Source organism: Nocardia sp. NPDC059154 (assembly GCF_042755705.1).
Classification (GTDB): domain Bacteria; phylum Actinomycetota; class Actinomycetes; order Mycobacteriales; family Mycobacteriaceae; genus Nocardia.
The window spans coordinates 151,616-169,387 of the sequence record NZ_JBHZCS010000004.1; the positions used below are offsets into that span (position 1 = coordinate 151,616).

Sequence of the window (17,772 nt, forward strand, 5' to 3'; positions counted from 1 at the left end):
GCGCCTTGCCCTGCGCGCCGGTGACCGTCCGCCCCTCGGGATCACACCACCCGAAGTGGTACCCGGCCATCACATCCAGGGGTTCGGCCAGCGCGCCGACCGCCGAGCGCAGCACCGGGTCGATGGCGATCCGGGCCTCGGACAGGCGTCTGCGAGCTCTCCGCTCGGTGTCCACGTCGAGCGGGTGCGATAGGGATTCGGGTGCGCGGGCGCAGGTTTCGTCACGGTCGGCCAGGGCGGCCGCGGCCGGACGGGACAGGCTCCATCGGCGCTTGCCCTCGGCGTGCTGTCCTGCGGTGAATCGGATCGGTTTCGACGCTCGCATAATCGGCCCCGCTCGCTCGGACACGGTTGCCGCAGCCACCCGATGGCGGCTGGGCAGCCATGCTCAGAAGAAGCTCATGGTCCCATCACAGTCTGAAACCTGAGGGTTGCCTGCGGATTTCATTTCGGCAACGCCGGAAGGTTTCCTGCTTCAGGTCAGTGGCAGGCCGTGCTCGAGCGCCTCCGCGGGTGCGCTCGTGTAGCGGGCCGCCTGATAGTGGTAGTCGTGGTTGGCGCGCACATAGATGGTGTAATTCTGGGCGGTGACCAGGGCGTCCGCGCGTTCGCGGCCGGTGAGGCCGGCATCGTCGAGCTCGGTCGGCAAGCGTTGCACCGCCTCGATCATGTGCTCGACGCATTCGGAGAGCATGCCGTTGACCAGTTGCCGGGCCTGAGCTCTGTTGTGCCCGTGGTGATACTGCGCGAGCAGTACCGAGTTGTAGAGGTAGCCGGAGGCCTCGTCCGAGGCAACCGACAGCACATCGTTGAACAGGCCCATGTGTTCGACGGCCGCCACCCGCAGGCTGCGCATGGCGGGCAGGTGGCGGACGGCGGCGGGCAGGTCCACGCCCTCGGCCCGTTCGCTGATATCGAGAAACACGAACAGCGCCACACCGTCTCGCCGATGTGCGCGGTAGGTCTCGAGGTCGGGCAGATTGCCCGATAGTCGGCCGACGCTCTCGGTGTAGTAGGTCCACAGCCAGTCGTGGATCTCCCGGCGCACGCTCCGCCGCCAAGCCGCCGACCGGCCGTGGCACAGGCGCGGCCACAGGTCGGCCAAGGCGATCGCCAGCACGCCGGAAGGTGTTGTCGTACCGTCCAGTACGGCCTCGATGGCGGTAATGGCCTCCAGACACCGGCGCGGATTGGGAATTTCGATGTCGAACTGATCGTCGACGATGAAAGCCCATGCGGTGTACTGGCTCAGCAGCGTGAGCTCCTCGGGGTCCGCGCTCGGACACCAGAGGGCGTACATGCGCGCCGGGCGGGTGCGTTCCATGCGACGCCGGGTGGGCTCGGTGGGAACCAGCCCGTAGGCCTCCAGCCAGGACCACATCCCCGCTTCGGCTTCCGGCTCCGCGGGATTGACCCCCGCAGCGCCGAACGGCATGAAGAACTCGATCGCTTCCATACGAAACTACCTATCCCCCAAGCATTTTACCGACGACATCGTAACGATAACGGCATTTCGGACGTTTGAGCTCGCATTTGAAATCTCACTCATTAGGATTTTGCGGGCCGGACGGTCGTCAGTCGGGCAGCCGGACCAGGCGCTGTGCACCGTCGAAGAGGGTCCGCTCGGCCACCCGTGTGGCCGCCAGCGCGGCCAGGGTCGTGGCCGCGAGCAGCATGTACATCACGACGATCTGGTAGCGGATGGCCGTCAGCGGATCCACGCCCGCCAGAATCAGACCCGTCATCGCGCCCGGCAGACTGATCAGACCGACCACCTTGGTCGAGTCGATGGCCGGGACCAGCGCGGTGCGCAGCGCCGAACGCTGATTCGGCAGGAACGACTGGTACGCCGAAAGACCCAGTGCCAGCCGCGCTTCCACGGCATCGCGGGCCCGGCGCGCGTCCTCGACCAGGCGGCGCAGAGCGATTCCGGTCGACTGCATCGCCGACGACACGATCATGCCGCCCACCGGCACCACCACCCGCGCCTGCGTGGAGATGATGCCGAGCGCGATCAGCGCCCCCAGGGTGATGGAAGCGCCGAACGCCACGCCGATGGTCGCCGAGCGCGTCGCGTGCGGCAGCCCCGCCCCGCGTCGCCCGGCCACCTGCCCGGCGATGACGATCATCAGGACCACCCAGCCCAGCGCGCCCGGCAATCCGGTGTGGCGGAACAGGATCAGCAGAATCGCGCCCACCGCGACGAGCTGCACCCCGGCCCGGGCCGCCGCGATCAGCAGTTCGCGGGTCAGATGCAGCTGCTGCCGGTAGGCGATGGCCGCCGCCAGCGCGACCAGGACCAGCGACGCGCCGACGCCCGTCCAGTCGGGCACCGAAAGTCCCTGGGTCATGGCTGATTCCCCGCTTCCGCACCGCGCGTGAGCCGCCCGGCGGCCAGCGTCCACACCTCGTCCGCCACCTCGGCCACGAATCCCGGATCATGGCTGACCAGCACCACGCTGCCGCCGGCCGCCACATGCGCCCGGATCAACGCACCGATCGCCACCGCCGACGCCCCGTCCAGCGCCGAGGTCGGCTCGTCGAGCAGCAGCACCCGCGGCTCCACCGCCAGCGCCCGCGCCAGGCAAACCCGTTGCGCCTCACCCCCGGACAGCTCGGCGCAGCGGCGCGCCGCGAACCCGTCGGGCAAGCCGACCGCCCCGAGCAATTCGCCCACCCGCTCGGAATCGACGGCCCGCCCCACGCACACCTCCTCGCCGACCGTGTCGGTGAGCAACACCGGACGCTGCGGCACCAACCCCACCTGCCGCCGCAGCGTCAGCACATCCAGGTCGGCCACCGGGATCCCGTCCAGCAGCACCCGTCCGCTGTCGGGTTCCCCGAACCGATTCAGCAGCCGCAGCAGGGTCGTCTTGCCCGCCCCGCTCGGTCCGACCACGGCCGTGCACCGCCCGGCCGCGAAGGTGGCATCGACCTCGACGAGCACCGAGGTCGATCCGTGGCCGAGACTGACCCGGTCCAAGACAATGCTGGGCACCGCCTCACCCTGCCCCACTCCCGATCGGCGACGGGGCGCGGGGTCGCCTACTCGCCGGCAGCCCGGCGATCCGACGCAGCCCCTCGGCGAGTTCCGCTCCGGTGGGGGCGGTTTCGGGGTCGATGAGCGCCTGCGCGAGCCCCACCAGCAGCGCCGCGACACCGCGGCCCAACACCGCATCCTCGCCGAAACCTTCACGGGCCAGGGCTGGGAGGCGCCACGCCTGCTCGCCGAGCTGCCGGACGCCGCGGACTTCTACTTCGACGCCATGGCGCAGCTCAGCCGCCGGGTTCGGAGATGACCCAGGCGGTGCTCAACGGAGGGTCGCGGTCATATGGTGGTTCCCACGACCACGCAGTTGCCGCTGTCGTCCCTCTCTTCCAACACGCGCAACGGCGAGACCGCGTCGTGGTCGTCGCCGGGATGCTTGTCATGCTTCCACCACCCGCCGGTCGGGCATTCCACCCAGTGGATGCGGTTGGTACAGGCGAGGCATCGAGAGAAGATGGGATGGCTGTCGGCATCGCGCATTCGGCTCTCCTGTCGAATTACCGCCCGGATGTCGGACGGGAACGGTTCCGACAGTTAGTTCGGTACAGAGTTGGGGTCGGTATTGGCGGGCTCGGTGATCGCGTCGCCCGCGCCCTTCGCCTGCGCCTCGATCGAGTCGATCGAATTCTCCAAATCGGTCACCCCGGAGGTGTCGCCGCCGCCCAGCTTGGCGTACGCGCCCACCACCAAGTCACCGACCTGGGCCAGCGGCTTGTACAGTGCCGGGCCGGCCTTGACGTCCTGGACCGCCAGCCGGATCTCGCGCTTGATTTGACATCACCCATGCGTGTCATTCAAATGGGCCAATCCGAATCACGGCCCCGCTCAATGAGTTCGATCAAGGCGAAGCACGAGTCCGGGAGACCACCGAAGGTGTGCCGGTTCGGGCCACCCGCAGCGTGACCATCCGGTAGCCGGCGAGGTTCCACGTGTACAGCGGGACCTCCTTCGGCATCGCGGATCCAGGATCACCACCCCAGCCGCTCTGCTCGTCGGTCAGGATCACCACCCGATCGTGCTGGTTGAACGCGGCGCGGATGCGATCCAGCTCGGATCGGGGTCCGATGCACGTCCGATGTGGTTCGCACCGGGTTCCGCATATCGGCGCCTGTCGCATGCAACCGCCGGCGTGCTCGGCGCGTCAAATCCGGTATGAGCGAAGACGACCAGCAAGACCCAGTTGACGGCGAGCAGCGAATCAGGGGACCTCATCACCTGCACCGTGCTGGAGCTCCTCAACTGGAAGACATAGGGATCCATGATGGGCTGGTGGTGGGTGTCGGCGGGAACCAGCACCCATCCAGGTGGGTGATCGGCTGCGTCACTGCGACCATCCATCCGTGGACACATAGTGCGCTGCGATCCGGTCACGCTGTCTCGTTGGACATTGAACGGCGTCCGTTGGACGGGAGCAGAGACCGACTCGGACGTATCGGGCCGTATTGATCAGAGCGGTCCCCAGTGCCCGCTGCCAGCATTATCTTCCTGGCATGACACCACTCGAGCCGCCCATGATCGCCACGCCGCAGCAGACGGGGATGATCCTCGACGTCGCTGCCGTCGGCATCTACGACCCCGCCGGCGCCGACACCCTGTATCTGCGGGCAACCAACGGCGCGCGGTACCAGCTACCCGAGCAGCTGCGAGACTGGGCGACCACCGTCATCGGGGGGAACCTGCACGCTGTTGCGGCCGGGCACCCGTCGGCGTTCCCCTGCCGGATCGAGTTCGGAATCCTCGACGGCCGCATGTACGCCGAAATGCTGTAGTCGGGGACGTCTCAGCGGAGAAGTGGCTCTCATGGTCGGCCGCCGGGCATTCGTTGGCGGGGCGTACCGGCGGCGGCCATCTTATTGGAGAGACACATAAACGGGTGTCCATATTTCGAACGGTCAATCTATCGGCTTGGCAGCGCAGACGCCAAACGGGCTGGGGCCGAGTCTTTTTCGGCCATCTCGCGTTGCTACCGCCGGAAACGACGAAAGCCGGTCCAGGAAGGGGGAATCCGGAGGGCCGGCCCTGGACACGGCCGCGGCGAGTACTGGCCGACATGAGTTATTCCACCCGCGCCATCCGCGAGCACCTGCGCGGTCGCGGTATTGCCGCGACGATTCCCGAACGCATCGACCAGCAGGCCAATCGTCGTCGCCGCGGCAGAAACGGTAGCCGTCCACCGGTGTTCGACCCGATCGCCTATCGACGCCGCAACGTGGTCGAACGCTGCTTCAACCGGCTCGAACAGTACCGAGCGATCGCCACCCGCTACGACAAGACAGCAACCTCCTACCGAGGCATGCTCGACCTGGCCACCCTCCTCATATGGCTTTGAGGACAAGCCATAGCTTGAGTTTCAAGCTCTGGGGGCCGTGTCGCGTGCCCCGGATGACCATCGGCATTCGCGCGTGTGTCGGGCGCTCACGAGTTGGGTCCTCTCAGCGATGCCGTCCAGCCCGAGGGGTTTGCCGGTAGATTGCTGGCCCGGGAATCTCGCTGGCGTGTCGGATCGACGACACGCCAGCAAGGCTGTACTGCAAACACTGGATACCGGCCGCTCGAGATATGGTCAGCCGACTGAGGTTCGACGCCTGTTCAAGCGCTGCTGGTGGTCGAGTTCGGGCCGAAAGCGGCAGTAGTGGGCGGTAGTTCGCGGTAGGTGCGCTCGACGATTGCCTCCTCTTTTGAGGGGCAGAAATCGGTAGCCGCCGGTATGGCGCGGTAGTGACCGGTAGGTCGGCGGTAAGCAAACCCGCTGCTCCGGACGGTTGGCGGGGCGCTGGCCTCGGTTGATCCCATTCGCCTGCAATATCTTTCGGAAACGGCAAGATCAACGTCCGCCTCGCCGTACGCTGGCCCACCGTCCCTGAACAGTTATCGGCACCACTCGGAGGCACCATGCTGTCCCTGCAGGAGATTTCGGACCGCCTGGAAATAGAGGACCTGATGGTCCGCTATTCCCACGCCGTGGACACCCACCAATGGGAGCTGCTGGACGAAATCTTCACCCCCGACGCCCACATCGACTACACGGCGATGGGCGGCCCGGCCGGTGACGTGGAATCCACCAAGAAGTTCCTCGCCACCGTCATGCCGAATTTCTCCGCCTTCCAGCACATGATCAGTAACTCCTCCATCCGCGTGGAGGGCGATAACGCCACCGCCCGCACCATGTGCCACAACCCGATGCTGGTCACCGCCGCCGACGGCACGCGGCAGCTCATGCTGTGCGGGCTCTGGTATCACGACACCTTCGTGCGCATGGACGGCGAATGGCGCATCAAGCAGCGGGTGGAGGAGAAGAGCTACATGTTCATCGCCCCCGACGCGGTCCCGGGCACCTGAGTCCTGCGGGGATCACTCCCCCTTCAGCAGCTCGATGAGCGGCGCGAACCGGTCCATGTTGTGCTCGAGCACGGTGACGTAGTTGAACCCGAAGCGTTCCCGGCGTTCGCGCAGGGCCTCGGCCATCTGCGCGGCGGTGCCGACCAGCAGCACGGGCAGGTCCTCGAGCGCGCCGGTGTAGCCGAAGGGCAGGTGCTCGGTGAGGTAGGCGACCGCGGCCTCGCGGTCAGCCGGTGCGGCGATGCCCTGCACGAGCAGGTTGAATTCGACGGCGTCGGCCCGGTTTCCGAGCAGCCCGCGCACGTAGTCCGTCTTCTTCGCGGTCGAGTCGGCGTCCGCGAGCGTGAGCAGCCCGCTGTCGGCCGAGCTCGCGCCGGTGAAGGCGACGATGTCGGCGTACTCGGCGGCCAGCCCCAGCGCCCGCTCACCCCAGCCGGCTACGAGCAGCGGCGGCCCGGAAGGCTGCGCCGGACGCGGCTGATACTCCGGATCGGCGTAGAGGCGGCGCAGCGTCGTGACCGTCTCCTCGAGGTGCGCGACGCGGCGACCCGCCGACGGGAACGGCATTCCGGCGGCCTCGAATTCGGCCCGCACGTACCCGGCCCCCAACCCCAGCTCGAACCGACCTCCGGTGAGCTGATCCAGCCCGGCCACGTCCCGGGCCAGCAGAACCGGGTTGTAGAAGGGCGTATTGAGCACGAAGGTGTTCAGCCGCGGCCGTTCGGTGACATCCGCGGCCAGCATGAGCGCCGGGAACGGCGCGGGCAGCCCGAGATGGTCGGGCACTCCGATGACGTCGTAGCCGAGTCCCTCGGCGCGACGGCACTTCTCGATCCATTCCGGGCGAGATGCGGGGGTCAGCAGGTTCACGCCGAAGCGGAAAGGGAGGACCATGACTTCTTGTCTACCAGTGGAATTCGGAACCGTTCGAGGGCGCCGAACCGGGGCGGCGAAGGCTGCGAAGCCGCCCGGAACGAATTAGCGCACGGACTGCGGCGAATGCGGCCCGCGCGATGCGACCGCGCGCCATCATGGGATATCGCTCGGTCCGGTCGCACCGCGAGGAGTTTGCGCCATGACACAGCTGCCAGTCCCTTCGCACCAGCGGGCGGAGTTGGAGAAGGCATGGGTGCGGTGGACCACGGCCTCCTCGGGCCGCCCGCCCGGCACCGAGGTGGTGCTGCGCAACGAGGTGGCGGAGTCGTGGGAGCGGTCGCTGCGCACGGTGGATCCGACGCGTGCGGTGGCGCCCGGAACCGATCGGGACGAATTGGGTTCGCGCTGGGCCGAATCGCCATTGCGCACGCCGATCACCGAGATGGCCGGTGAGCTCCGGGCCCTGTCGGAGGATTCGGGCATGGTCGCGGTGGTCACCGACGACACGGGGACCGTGCTCTTCAGCTGTGGCGACCGATCGGTCCGGCGGCGGGCGGAATCGGTCAATCTCGCGCCCGGCGGCTGCTGGGACGAGCCGTACATGGGCACCAGCGGTGTCGCGCTGTCGCTGCACAGCGGTCGCCCCACCTCGGTCTGGGCCGCCGAGCATCTGGTGGAGGCGCTGCACGGCTGGGTCTGTTACTGTGCGCCCATCCGCGCCGCCGACGGTCGTCAGCTCGGCGTGCTGGATTTGTCGACGTATTGGGATCGCTCACATCCGCTCATCCTCACAACGGTCCGAGCCCTGGTGACAGCCATCGAAGCCCGAGTACATGCCGAACAGTCCCGCCCCGCCGGTGATACCCGGCTGGAATCGCTGGGGGTGCCGCGCCTCTACAAGCAGGGCAAGCAGATGGCGATGCGGCCCCGGCAGCTGGAGATCCTGACCCTGCTCGCCCTGGAACCTGAGGGCTTCACGCCGGAACGCTTGCACGAGGCCGTCTATGGCGACCGGTCGGTGTCCTCCAGCACCCTCAAGGCCGACGTCTCCCGCCTGCGCGCCGCCACCGACGGCCGCATCGCCGACCGCCGCTACATGCTCACCGAACCCCTCGCCTGCGACGCCGTCGAGCTGCTCGCCGCCCTCGAAGCGGGCGACCTGACCACCGCCGTCCGCCTGTATCGCGGTCCGCTGCTGCCTGATTCGGACGTCCCGGGCATCGTGCAGTGGCGTGAACACCTCGACGTCTGCCTGCGCACGGCCGTGCTCGCCGACCACAACCCCGAGCACGCCCTGCGTTTCGGTCAGCGCTGCCCGGACGACATCGAGATCCACGAGCACGCGCTGCATCTGCTCCCCCGCGGCGACAGCCGCCGCGCGCTGGCGACCGCACGCCTGCACACCGCCTTGCGCGCGTAATCGATGCCGCAGTGCGTGCGCGGGTGCACGCCATGCCACGAATATGCCGCCTTGTCCGGAATGTCCATTCCCGCAGTCGTATTCGACGGCAGTGACTCAGCAACGTTTCGCCAACCCCGCGCCAACCTCCCGCCAACCTTCGCGGTTCATAGTGGCCCCCGTCACCGCAGATACGGGATCAGGAGCCGCGCCATGATCTACGCAAAACCCGGCACCGACGGGAGCATCGTCAGCTTCAACCGCCGCTATGACAACTTCATCGGCGGCGAGTGGAAAGCGCCGATCGAGGGCAGATACTTCGACAATCCCTCGCCGATCGACGGTGAAACCTTCTGTCAGGTGGCGCGTTCGAGTGCCGCGGACATCGATATGGCCCTGGAGGCGGCGCACCGGGCGGCCGACGCCTGGGGTGCCACGTCGGTGACGGATCGTGCCAACATCCTCAACAGGATCGCCGACCGGATCGAGGCGAACCTGGAGCGGCTCGCTGTCGCCGAAACCTGGGAGAACGGCAAGCCGGTCCGCGAAACCCTCGCCGCCGACCTACCTTTGACGGTCGACCACTTCCGCTACTTCGCCGGCGCGGTGCGCGCGCAGGAGGGCCATCTCTCCCAGATCGACGCCGACACCGTCGCCTATCACTTCCAGGAACCGCTGGGTGTGGTCGGGCAGATCATTCCGTGGAACTTCCCGATCCTCATGGCCGCCTGGAAGCTGGCCCCCGCCCTCGCGGCCGGCAACTGCGTGGTCATCAAGCCCGCCGAACAGACCCCGGCCTCGCTGCTGCTGGTCATCGAGCTCATCGCCGACCTGTTGCCGCCCGGAGTCGTCAACGTGGTCAACGGTTTCGGCGTCGAGGCGGGCAAGCCGCTGGCCTCCAGCCCGCGCGTCGCCAAGGTCGCCTTCACCGGCGAGACCACCACGGGCCGGCTCATCATGCAGTACGCCAGCGAGAACATCATCCCGGTCACGCTGGAACTCGGCGGCAAGAGCCCCAATATCTTCTTCCCCGACGTCATGGCCGCCGACGACGCCTTCCTGGACAAGGCCGTCGAGGGCTTCGTGATGTTCGCGCTCAACCAGGGCGAGGTCTGCACCTGTCCGTCGCGGGCGCTGATCCACTCGTCGATCTACGACGAGTTCATGGCCCGCTGCCTCGAGCGCACCAAGGCCATCAAGGGCGGCAATCCGCTCGACGACACGACCATGATCGGCGCGCAGGCCAGTAACGACCAGTACGAAAAGATCCTGTCCTACATCGACATCGGCCGCAAAGAGGGCGCAAGGGTCCTCACCGGCGGCGAGATGCGCAAGGTGGAGGGCTTCCCCAATGGGTACTACATCGAACCGACGATCTTCGAGGGCCGCAATGACATGCGGATCTTCCAGGAGGAAATCTTCGGTCCGGTGGTAGCGGTGGCCCGCTTCGACAACGAGGTCGAAGCGGTAACCATCGCCAATGACACGCTCTACGGCCTCGGCGCGGGCCTGTGGACCCGCGACGGCAGCACCGCCTACCGGGTGGGCCGCGCGGTCAAGGCCGGCCGGGTGTGGACCAACTGCTACCACGCCTATCCCGCGCACGCGGCGTTCGGCGGCTACAAGAAGTCCGGCATCGGCCGGGAAAACCACCGTATGATGCTCGACCACTATCAGCAGACCAAGAACCTGCTCGTGTCCTACTCCCCGAACAAGCTCGGATTCTTCTGAACCGCAAGCAATTCGGTTCATTCGGAACTTTTGTCGGTAATTCGGAGTCGGACGGGCCGGACGGTCTGCGAGGAGCGTGATGAAAGCAGGTTCCGTATCCCGGGTGACCATCACCGAGGCCGCCGCACACGTGCTGCAGGACCTCATCGATCACCATGGTCCGGTGATGTTCCACCAGTCGGGCGGCTGCTGCGACGGCAGCTCCCCGATGTGTTACCCCCTGGGCGAGTTCCGGGTGGGCGCGGCCGATGTGCTGCTCGGCCGCGTCTTCCCGGACACGGCGTTCTGGATCAGCGCCGACCAGTACGAGTACTGGCGCCACACCCATCTGACCGTCGACGTGGTCCCCGGCCGCGGCGGTGGTTTCTCCCTCGAGGCACCCGAGGGAGTCCGATTCGTCATCCGGTCACGCCTGTTCACCGATGCCGAGACAGCGGCGTTGGAAGCGGCTCCCGCTCCGCTGCGCGGCAACGAGCTGGCCGGGTGAAGGAAGGTGGCGCGGCCGGTTTCTCCGGGTCGGCCGCGCCATCGTAAACCTCCGGAGCCTCCGGACGGCTCCGAACCCGAAAGTCCTTATCGCGGAACGCGACCGGTACCCAGCCATGCGGTCGTCGACAGCGGTGTGCCCGGCACGTAGTGCTCGCGCAGATAGTCGATCATGACCTTTTCCTGGGCTGCCCAGGTGGCCCTGTCGGTGCGCCGGCGGGTCGCCTGCAGTGGTGCGCTGCCCCGGGTCAGCCGGTCCCACATCTGCTCGGCGCTGTCGTAACTGAACGATTCCGCGTGCGGCCGCAGCACCACCTCGGTGAAACCGGCGGCGAGCAGCTCCTTCTCGAACAGGTTCGGATTCTCGAGGCTCTCCGGATTCGGCTGGGGCGCAGGGAATCCCGGAATCCCGGCCTGGAACGCCTCGAACAGCAATGTCATCAGCGGCGAGTCCGTGATCGGGGCCCAGCTCGACACCACCGCGATGCCGCCCGGCCGCAGCACCCGGTGCAGCTCGGCGAACCCGCTGGCCCGGTCCGGAAAGAACATGAGCCCGAACATCGAGAACGCGGCGTCGAAAGTGTTACTGGCGTAGCGCAATTCCTGCCCGTCGCCGACGCCGGTGAGCACATTGCCGACCCCGGTCTGCATGATGGCCCGTCGTAGCCGCCGGATCATGGCCTCGGAGAAGTCGACCGCGACCACCTCCGCGACCCGCGGCGCGGCCAGCAGCGCCAGTACGCCGGGCCCGGTGGCCACATCGATGACCCGGGACCGGCCGCTCAGTTCGGCCGATTCCAATGCGCGAATCGCGAACGGCCGCATCATGTCCGATACGACGTCGTCGTAACTCTCAGCGACCTGGTCCCACGGGCCCGGCGCGGCAAGCGGATTCTCCGGCATTCGACCACCCTTCCGACGGGTACAGTGTACGCACACCGGACGGGTGGTCCAGCGGGAGGATCAGCGACCCGGCAGGAACCGGATGCCGCGGGCGATGGCCATGAGGAACGGCTGCCACTTGTTCTGCGGGATGAAGGGCGGGGCGTCCAGGTTCAGGAACCGCGTGACCACGATGGACTGGGGTTCGGTGAACTTCAGCAGGCCGTCGGGACCGTGGCGGCGGCCGACGCCGGAGATGCCCATGCCGCCCATCGGCGCACCGGTGGTGCCCCAGGCCGGGGCGTAGCCCTCGTCGACGTTCACCGTGCCCGCGTGCAGTTGCTCCGCGATGTGCTCGCCCTCGGCCTTGCTGCCCGCCCACACGCTGGAGTTCAGGCCGTACTCGGTGTCATTGGCTCGGGTGATGGCCTCCTGCACCGAGTCGACCGGGTAGATCGACACCAGCGGGCCGAAGGTCTCGTTGCGGCCGCACTCCATCGCGTCGGTGACGTTGGACAGGACCGTCGGTTCGAAGAACAGCGGGCCCAGGTCCGGGCGGGCATTGCCGCCGGCGAGCACCTTCGCGCCCTTGGACACCGCGTCGGCGACATGCTTGGTGACCGTCTCCAGCTGGGCCTCGGAGATGAGGCTGCCGATATCCTGCGAGAAGTCGTACGCGGCACCGAGTTTCGCTGCCCGCATCGCCGCGACGAACTTCGCGGTGAACTGGTCGGCGACCTCGCGCTCGACATAGAGCCGTTCGATGGAGATGCACAGCTGGCCCGCATTGGAGAAGCAGGCGCGGACCGCGGCCTTGGCGGCCTTGTTCAGATCGGCGCCGCGGGTGACGATCATCGGGTTCTTGCCGCCGAGCTCGGCCGAGAAGCCGATGAGGCGGCGCCCGCACTGCTCGGCCAGGGTGCGGCCGGTGGTGGAGGAACCGGTGAACATCAGGTAGTCGCAGTCCTCGACGATGGCCGTGCCGACCACCGTGCCGGGTCCCGGGACCACCGCGAACAGATCGCGCGGCAGCCCGGCGCGCGCGAACAGCTCGGCGTTGACCAGCGAGGAGTACGGGGTCTGGCTGTCGGGCTTGACCACCACGGCATTGCCGGCCAGCAGCGCCGGAATCGAGTCGCCCACCGAGAGCAGCATCGGGTAGTTCCAGGGCGCGATCACCCCGACCACGCCCTTGGGCACCGCGCGCACCGAGGCCCGGTTCAGCACCGGGAACGCGCCCGCTGCACCGTGCGGGGCGAGCAGCTGCGGAGCCACCCGGGAGAAGTAGCGGGCCGCGAACATCAGCCCGATGACCTCCTCCTGAGCCGCCCATCGCGCCTTGCCGGTCTCGGCCTGGATGATGTCCATCAGGTAGTCGCGGTTCTCGACCACGAGCGCCCGGTACCGATCCAGCACCTCGGCCCGCTGCTTGGGCGTACGCGCGGCCCATTCGGCCTGCGCGATACGCGCTTTGGCGATAGCGGCCGTGACATCGGCGGCGGTCCCGACCGGCACCGAGCCCAGGGTCTCGCCGGTGAACACCTCGGTGATCGCTCGGGTCGCATGGTCCTGGGCGGTATCCACGGCCGCGAACGAGCGCAACCGTTCGAACACCGCGGCAGCCGGCACCGGCATCATTGCCTCCTACTTACGAGTAACTTCCGGATACACACAATCTACTCCGCTACGCCCGCGCCCGGCCGGGACTGCGGGATTCCGCCCGGTCGGATCGGGTTCCGGCCGGAGGGGCAGTTGGGCCGAAATGTCGTGATTGCCCCGATTTTGGCTGCTACCTGCGCAATCTTGTAACCGATCATGAACGCGGAACGAAGAAACAGCCAGCAGTACCCGGGCAGGGATCCATCGCCGGTGAGGCAGCACTGGCCAAGGGCCCGATCCCGCGCACGCACGAGGGGTGCGTGCGCGGGATCATGAAAAGCGCTGCGGGAACGGGCTATTCGTTGACCAGTACCGGAAGCCCTTGTCGATGAGCGCGCCCTCCACCTGCAGCAGGAAGCCCTTGCCGTCCTTGCGCTTCGACAGCAGGTCGATGGCCTTGGTGGTCATCTCGGCCAGCGCGGCCCGCTGTCCCGGGCGCGGACGAAGCTAGTGCTGAAAGTTTGCCCACTCTGGTCTCGCAGGAAGCTCACAGCTGGCTCGAAGGTAAACGAACTCTAAAGAAACTGCAGGGAGATCGGCCACCTCCCGGCGTACGGGACTCGTCTCGCCGGTGTCAAATCCCGTCCCGCACAAAAGGACTCGACCCGCCGAGCGCATCGCGGCGCAATTACGTTGCAGCGATGCGCTTTCCGACGCTCGGGGTCCGCACCCGGATCCTGGCCATCGCGCTGGTACCGAGCGTGGCGTTGGCGGCCATCGGCCTCGGCGTCGCCGGCACCCTGATCGACCGCTCACACCAGGCTCGCACCTGGGCCGACGAGATGCAGGCGGGCATCGCGCCCACCCGCGAGCTGATCGAGGCCGTGCAGGCCGAACGGCAGCTGACCCTGTGGCGGGTGGCCGGGATGGATTCCGATGTGCGCCAGCTGACGACGGCGCGCCAGCGGCTCGACAGTGCCGTGCGACTGATCGCCCCGGCCCAGTCGGCGCTGTCGCGGATCGGGCCCGCGTCCATGGGCCAGGCCACCGGCGCCCTCGGCGAAATGAGCAAGCAGCTGGCCGGAATTCGCGCCGGGGTCGATGCGGGCACCCTCGGGCCGGCCGACGCCTACGCCTTCTACAACCACATTCCCGAGGCCGTCATGGCGGGCGTGCAGGTCGCGCAGAAGACCGCTCCCGATGCCGCCACCGCCGTCGAGCTCACCCAGGCCGCGGACGTACTGCACTGCCTCGAGGCCATGAGCCGCGCTAACGCGCTGGGCGCGGCCCTGATCGACGGCAACAACCTCTCCCCCGAGCTGGGCGCCGAATACCTCAGCCTGGTCGGCTATTACCGCACCCGGGTCGACGGCATTGTCAGCGCACCCGACGAGTTGCAGGCCGCCGCGGCCCGGGCGCTGGTCTCGACCGCCGCCTGGCAGCAGTTGGGCGTGGTGGAGCCGGTCCTGGCCCAGCACACCCTGGTGCCGTCGGACGGCTCGGCCAAACGCTCGGCGCTGCAACCGCTCCCGATCTCGGTCACGGAATGGCAGCACAGCGCCGGGGAGGTCACGCACGGCCTGGCGAACCTCTGGCAGGCGGAGAACGCCGAGGCCCAGCAGCTGGCCGGGGCCGCCGCGGACGACACCACCAGGAAATCGCTGGCGGCCGGGGCGGGCATGGTCGTGGTCGGGGTGGGCGCGATCGTGGTCGCGCTGGCGCTGGCCAATCGGATCATCCGCAGGCTCCGGCGTTTGCGCGATCGCACCTTGGCCCTGGCCGACGAGCAGCTGCCCGAGACGATGGGTCGGCTGGCCGCCGGTGAACACCTCGACATCGAGATCGAGACACCCGTCCTGGAGTTCGGCCACGATGAAATCGGCCAGGTCGCCGAGGCTTTCGGCCACGCCCACGGGACGGCCGTCGCCGCCGCGGTCACCGAGGCGCGTACCCGCGAGGGTGTGAAGTCGGTCTTCCTCAATATCGCGCACCGCAGCCAGGTGGTGGTGCACCGGCAGCTGGAGATCCTCGACGAGGCCGAATCCCGGCTGGAGGATCCGGAGCTGCTGGACATCTACTTCCAGCTCGACCACCTGGCCACCCGCGAGCGCCGCAATGCCGAGAACCTGATCATCCTCGCGGGCGGGCGCCCCGGCCGTCAGTGGCGCAATCCGGTTCCGCTGCTGGAACTGGTGCGGTCCGCCGTCGGCGAGACCGCCGACTACACCCGGGTCCAGACCGGCCGCCTGCCTGCGGCTTTCATTGCCGGCGGGTCCGTCGCCGACCTCATCCACCTGCTGGCCGAGCTGATCGACAACGCCGCCTCCTTCTCCCCGCCGCAGTCCCGCGTCGAGATCTCCGGCGCCTCGGTGGGCCGCGGGGTCGCGGTCGAGATCAGCGATCAGGGCATGGGCATTCCCGAGTCCGACCTGGCCCGGCTCAACGAGCTGCTGGCCGGGCCACCGGATTTCGCCGTCACCAGCCTGTCCTCGGATTCCCGCCTGGGCCTGTTCGTGGTGTCGCGGCTGGCCGCCCGGCACGGCATCTCGGTGCGCCTGTCCGATTCCGATTACGGCGGCACGCGCGCCATCGTCCTCATCCCGTCGGCCATCGAGAACGGCACCCGACAGGGGCGGCAGACCGATCCCGGCGCGCCGCCCGCCACCCGACAGGAAGGCGAAGGTGAACACCTCCCCCGCTGGTGATCTCGACGATCTCGTCGACAAACTCGCGGGCGTGCGGCACGCGGTGGTGCATTCCGCCGACGGGCTGCTGCTCGGCCGGTCGGCGCGGATGAGCCGGGAGGACGCCGAGCACTTCTGTGCCATGTCCTCGACCCTGTTCGGGCTGTCCCGCAGTGCCGGGCACCGATTCGACGCGGGCGGGGTGCGGCAGGCCGTGATCGAACTCGACCGCGCGGTCCTGTTCGTCACCGCGCCGGGCGCCAATGCCTGCCTGGCACTGCAGGCCGCGGCCGACGCGAACCTCGGCATGGTCGCCTACGAGATGAACCTGACCGTGCAGCGGGTCGGATCCTTCCTCTCCGCAGCACCGCGCCAGCGTGCGTGAGAGTCGCGAATCGTGCTGTCCTGCCCCGGATTCCGGTTGCTAGAAGATAGCTGGCAACCGGTATTGTTTGTGATGTACACGCATACATGAATGGGAAAGTCAATCTCAGTCCCGCTCAACGGGATCGGTGGGGCATATGTGACTTACGCCCCGTTACCTTTGCCGGATGTTCAGAGCGAGGCTCGGGGTCCGGACCCGCGTGCTCGCCATCGCACTTGTCCCGAGCCTGGCGCTGCTCGTGATCGGCGTGGGTGGCGCGGGGTACCTGGTGGTCGAGGGCAAGCACGCGCGGGATTGGGCGGACGCGTTGTCCGCCGCGGGACCGCCCACCGGAGAAGTGATCGCCGCGGTGGAGCAGGAGCGCCAGCTCTCCCTCTCCCAGATGGGTGGTGGCGACGACGCGAATCCGAAGTCGTTGGCGCAGGCGCGCACCCGTCTCGACACTGCGTTGCAGGGCATGGCACCGGTCAGCGCCGCCATGGAGAACCTCGGCCCGAAATCCGTCACCGGCGACGTCGGCGGGCTGCTCACCCTGACCCGCCAGCTGGCAGGTCTGCGCACCCAGATCGACACCAATGCGGTGTCGATCTCCGACGTCTACTACTTCTACGGCAAGCTGCTCGAGTTCGTCTGGATCGGCACCCGCATCGTCGCCGACACCGCGCCCAGTTCCGAAGTGGCCCTGGAGGTCGCCAACGGACTGCAGGTCGTGCAGGCCGCCGAGATGCTCTCCCGCGAGGCCGCGGTCGGCGAGGTCCTGCTCGCCGGCGGCACCCTGCCACCCGAGCTGGCCATCGAATTCTCCCGTGTGGCAGGCACCTACCGGGTGAACCTCGGCGTGCTGGCCGGCGGCGACGGCACCAACGGTGACGTCGACATGCAGGCCCTCATGAACGATCCGGACTGGACGAAGATCGTCATGATGGAGAACGTGCTGCTGTCGCGGGCACTCGACCCCATGACCGTGCCGCCCGCGAAACCCGGTGGCACACCGCAGGTCGCACCGCTGACCTTCACCGCGCAGGAGTGGCGCGACACCGTTGCCCGGCTCAACACCCAGATCCTGCACCTGTGGGAGAAGATGAGCCGCCACAACGAGAAGATGGCCGCCGACGTGGCCGACAGCAATTCCCGCAACTCCGCACTCGCCGGCGGCGGCATGCTGGCGGTGTCCGGGCTCGCCTTCCTGGTGTCGCTGGTGCTCGCGAACCGGATCATCCGCCGCCTCAAGGGCCTGCGCAACGAGACCCTGGTGCTGGCCGACGAGCGGCTGCCCGAGATCATGGCCAAGCTTCGGACGGGCCAGCCGGTCGACATCGCCGCCGAGGCCGCGGTGCTGGAC

General features: G+C 67.9%; 20 protein-coding genes and 1 pseudogene. 10 read left to right on the top strand and 11 right to left on the bottom strand.

Annotation, left to right across the window (positions count from 1 at the left end; translation table 11 throughout):
• The 4 genes and pseudogenes from ACFXN1_RS05730 to ACFXN1_RS05745 all read right to left on the bottom strand — a co-directional run.
• Positions 1 to 325, bottom strand: a pseudogene (locus tag ACFXN1_RS05730) (hypothetical protein); the annotation flags it as partial.
• A gap of 150 nt (positions 326 to 475) precedes the next feature.
• Positions 476 to 1,456, bottom strand: coding sequence for a hypothetical protein (locus ACFXN1_RS05735; protein ID WP_379441363.1), 981 nt, complete (start codon positions 1,454 to 1,456; stop codon positions 476 to 478).
• A 118-nt stretch (positions 1,457 to 1,574) separates the two neighbouring features.
• Positions 1,575 to 2,351, bottom strand: a complete 777-nt coding sequence (locus tag ACFXN1_RS05740; protein WP_379441364.1) for an ABC transporter permease — start codon at positions 2,349 to 2,351, stop codon at positions 1,575 to 1,577.
• Complete coding sequence (locus ACFXN1_RS05745) at positions 2,348 to 2,998, bottom strand: ATP-binding cassette domain-containing protein (protein WP_379441365.1); 651 nt, start codon at positions 2,996 to 2,998, stop codon at positions 2,348 to 2,350. Before ACFXN1_RS05745 ends, ACFXN1_RS05740 begins: the two co-directional genes overlap by 4 nt.
• Here ACFXN1_RS05745 and ACFXN1_RS05750 point away from each other — a divergent pair.
• The gene (locus ACFXN1_RS05750; RefSeq protein WP_379441367.1) at positions 2,988 to 3,299 is read left to right on the top strand and encodes a hypothetical protein; all 312 of its coding nucleotides are present in this window, start codon (positions 2,988 to 2,990) and stop codon (positions 3,297 to 3,299) included. The genes ACFXN1_RS05745 and ACFXN1_RS05750 overlap by 11 nt on opposite strands.
• A 29-nt stretch (positions 3,300 to 3,328) precedes the next feature.
• Here ACFXN1_RS05750 and ACFXN1_RS05755 read toward each other — a convergent pair whose 3' ends face one another.
• The 3 genes from ACFXN1_RS05755 to ACFXN1_RS05765 all read right to left on the bottom strand — a co-directional run bounded on the left by ACFXN1_RS05755 (position 3,329) and on the right by ACFXN1_RS05765 (position 4,055).
• Complete coding sequence (locus ACFXN1_RS05755) at positions 3,329 to 3,529, bottom strand: hypothetical protein (protein ID WP_354832694.1); 201 nt, start codon at positions 3,527 to 3,529, stop codon at positions 3,329 to 3,331.
• Positions 3,530 to 3,583: 54 nt separating this feature from the next.
• On the bottom strand, positions 3,584 to 3,739 hold the full coding sequence (locus ACFXN1_RS05760) for a hypothetical protein (RefSeq protein WP_379441368.1): 156 nt from the start codon (positions 3,737 to 3,739) through the stop codon (positions 3,584 to 3,586).
• Between the two features lie 148 nt (positions 3,740 to 3,887).
• Positions 3,888 to 4,055 carry a hypothetical protein gene (locus ACFXN1_RS05765; RefSeq protein WP_379441369.1) on the bottom strand — a complete coding sequence of 56 codons (168 nt, stop codon included), beginning with the start codon at positions 4,053 to 4,055 and terminating at the stop codon, positions 3,888 to 3,890.
• Between the two features lie 484 nt (positions 4,056 to 4,539).
• Between ACFXN1_RS05765 and ACFXN1_RS05770 the strand changes: the two genes are divergently transcribed.
• The 3 genes from ACFXN1_RS05770 to ACFXN1_RS05780 all read left to right on the top strand — a co-directional run bounded on the left by ACFXN1_RS05770 (position 4,540) and on the right by ACFXN1_RS05780 (position 6,388).
• Positions 4,540 to 4,818: a hypothetical protein gene (locus ACFXN1_RS05770; protein WP_379396910.1), complete on the top strand. Its 279-nt coding sequence runs from the start codon at positions 4,540 to 4,542 to the stop codon at positions 4,816 to 4,818.
• Positions 4,819 to 4,922: 104 nt separating this feature from the next.
• Entirely contained in the window at positions 4,923 to 5,378 is a 456-nt protein-coding gene (locus ACFXN1_RS05775; protein ID WP_379441371.1) for a transposase, read from the top strand.
• A 563-nt stretch (positions 5,379 to 5,941) separates the two neighbouring features.
• Positions 5,942 to 6,388 (top strand): nuclear transport factor 2 family protein, encoded by a 447-nt coding sequence (locus tag ACFXN1_RS05780; RefSeq protein WP_379380977.1) that lies wholly within the window; start codon positions 5,942 to 5,944, stop codon positions 6,386 to 6,388.
• A gap of 12 nt (positions 6,389 to 6,400) precedes the next feature.
• Here the strand turns inward: ACFXN1_RS05780 and ACFXN1_RS05785 are convergent, their stop codons facing one another.
• Complete coding sequence (locus ACFXN1_RS05785) at positions 6,401 to 7,282, bottom strand: LLM class F420-dependent oxidoreductase (protein ID WP_379441372.1); 882 nt, start codon at positions 7,280 to 7,282, stop codon at positions 6,401 to 6,403.
• Positions 7,283 to 7,463: 181 nt separating this feature from the next.
• Here ACFXN1_RS05785 and ACFXN1_RS05790 point away from each other — a divergent pair, with 181 nt between their 5' ends.
• The 3 genes from ACFXN1_RS05790 to ACFXN1_RS05800 all read left to right on the top strand — a co-directional run bounded on the left by ACFXN1_RS05790 (position 7,464) and on the right by ACFXN1_RS05800 (position 10,881).
• On the top strand, positions 7,464 to 8,684 hold the full coding sequence (locus ACFXN1_RS05790) for a transcriptional regulator (protein WP_379441373.1): 1,221 nt from the start codon (positions 7,464 to 7,466) through the stop codon (positions 8,682 to 8,684).
• A gap of 192 nt (positions 8,685 to 8,876) precedes the next feature.
• Positions 8,877 to 10,394, top strand: coding sequence for an aldehyde dehydrogenase family protein (locus ACFXN1_RS05795; RefSeq protein ID WP_379396920.1), 1,518 nt, complete (start codon positions 8,877 to 8,879; stop codon positions 10,392 to 10,394).
• A 79-nt stretch (positions 10,395 to 10,473) separates the two neighbouring features.
• Positions 10,474 to 10,881, top strand: coding sequence for a DUF779 domain-containing protein (locus tag ACFXN1_RS05800; protein WP_354832666.1), 408 nt, complete (start codon positions 10,474 to 10,476; stop codon positions 10,879 to 10,881).
• 86 nt (positions 10,882 to 10,967) lie between these two features.
• On the opposite strand, the gene ACFXN1_RS05805 is transcribed toward ACFXN1_RS05800, so the two are convergent.
• The 3 genes from ACFXN1_RS05805 to ACFXN1_RS05815 form a co-directional block, all read right to left on the bottom strand.
• Positions 10,968 to 11,783 carry a class I SAM-dependent methyltransferase gene (locus ACFXN1_RS05805; RefSeq protein ID WP_379441375.1) on the bottom strand — a complete coding sequence of 272 codons (816 nt, stop codon included), beginning with the start codon at positions 11,781 to 11,783 and terminating at the stop codon, positions 10,968 to 10,970.
• Positions 11,784 to 11,843: 60 nt separating this feature from the next.
• Positions 11,844 to 13,397, bottom strand: coding sequence for a succinic semialdehyde dehydrogenase (locus tag ACFXN1_RS05810; RefSeq protein ID WP_379441376.1), 1,554 nt, complete (start codon positions 13,395 to 13,397; stop codon positions 11,844 to 11,846).
• Positions 13,398 to 13,691: 294 nt separating this feature from the next.
• Entirely contained in the window at positions 13,692 to 13,838 is a 147-nt protein-coding gene (locus ACFXN1_RS05815) for an alkaline phosphatase (protein ID WP_379397184.1), read from the bottom strand.
• A gap of 224 nt (positions 13,839 to 14,062) precedes the next feature.
• On the opposite strand from ACFXN1_RS05815, the gene ACFXN1_RS05820 reads away from it, so the two are divergent.
• From ACFXN1_RS05820 to ACFXN1_RS05830, 3 genes are all read left to right on the top strand, one after another.
• Entirely contained in the window at positions 14,063 to 16,066 is a 2,004-nt protein-coding gene (locus tag ACFXN1_RS05820) for a nitrate- and nitrite sensing domain-containing protein (protein ID WP_379441377.1), read from the top strand.
• Positions 16,044 to 16,430 carry a roadblock/LC7 domain-containing protein gene (locus ACFXN1_RS05825; RefSeq protein ID WP_379441378.1) on the top strand — a complete coding sequence of 129 codons (387 nt, stop codon included), beginning with the start codon at positions 16,044 to 16,046 and terminating at the stop codon, positions 16,428 to 16,430. The genes ACFXN1_RS05820 and ACFXN1_RS05825 overlap by 23 nt, the downstream gene beginning before the upstream one ends.
• Positions 16,431 to 16,596: 166 nt before the next feature.
• The coding region (locus tag ACFXN1_RS05830; protein WP_379463503.1) for a nitrate- and nitrite sensing domain-containing protein at positions 16,597 to 17,772 on the top strand (1,176 nt) is incomplete at its 3' end.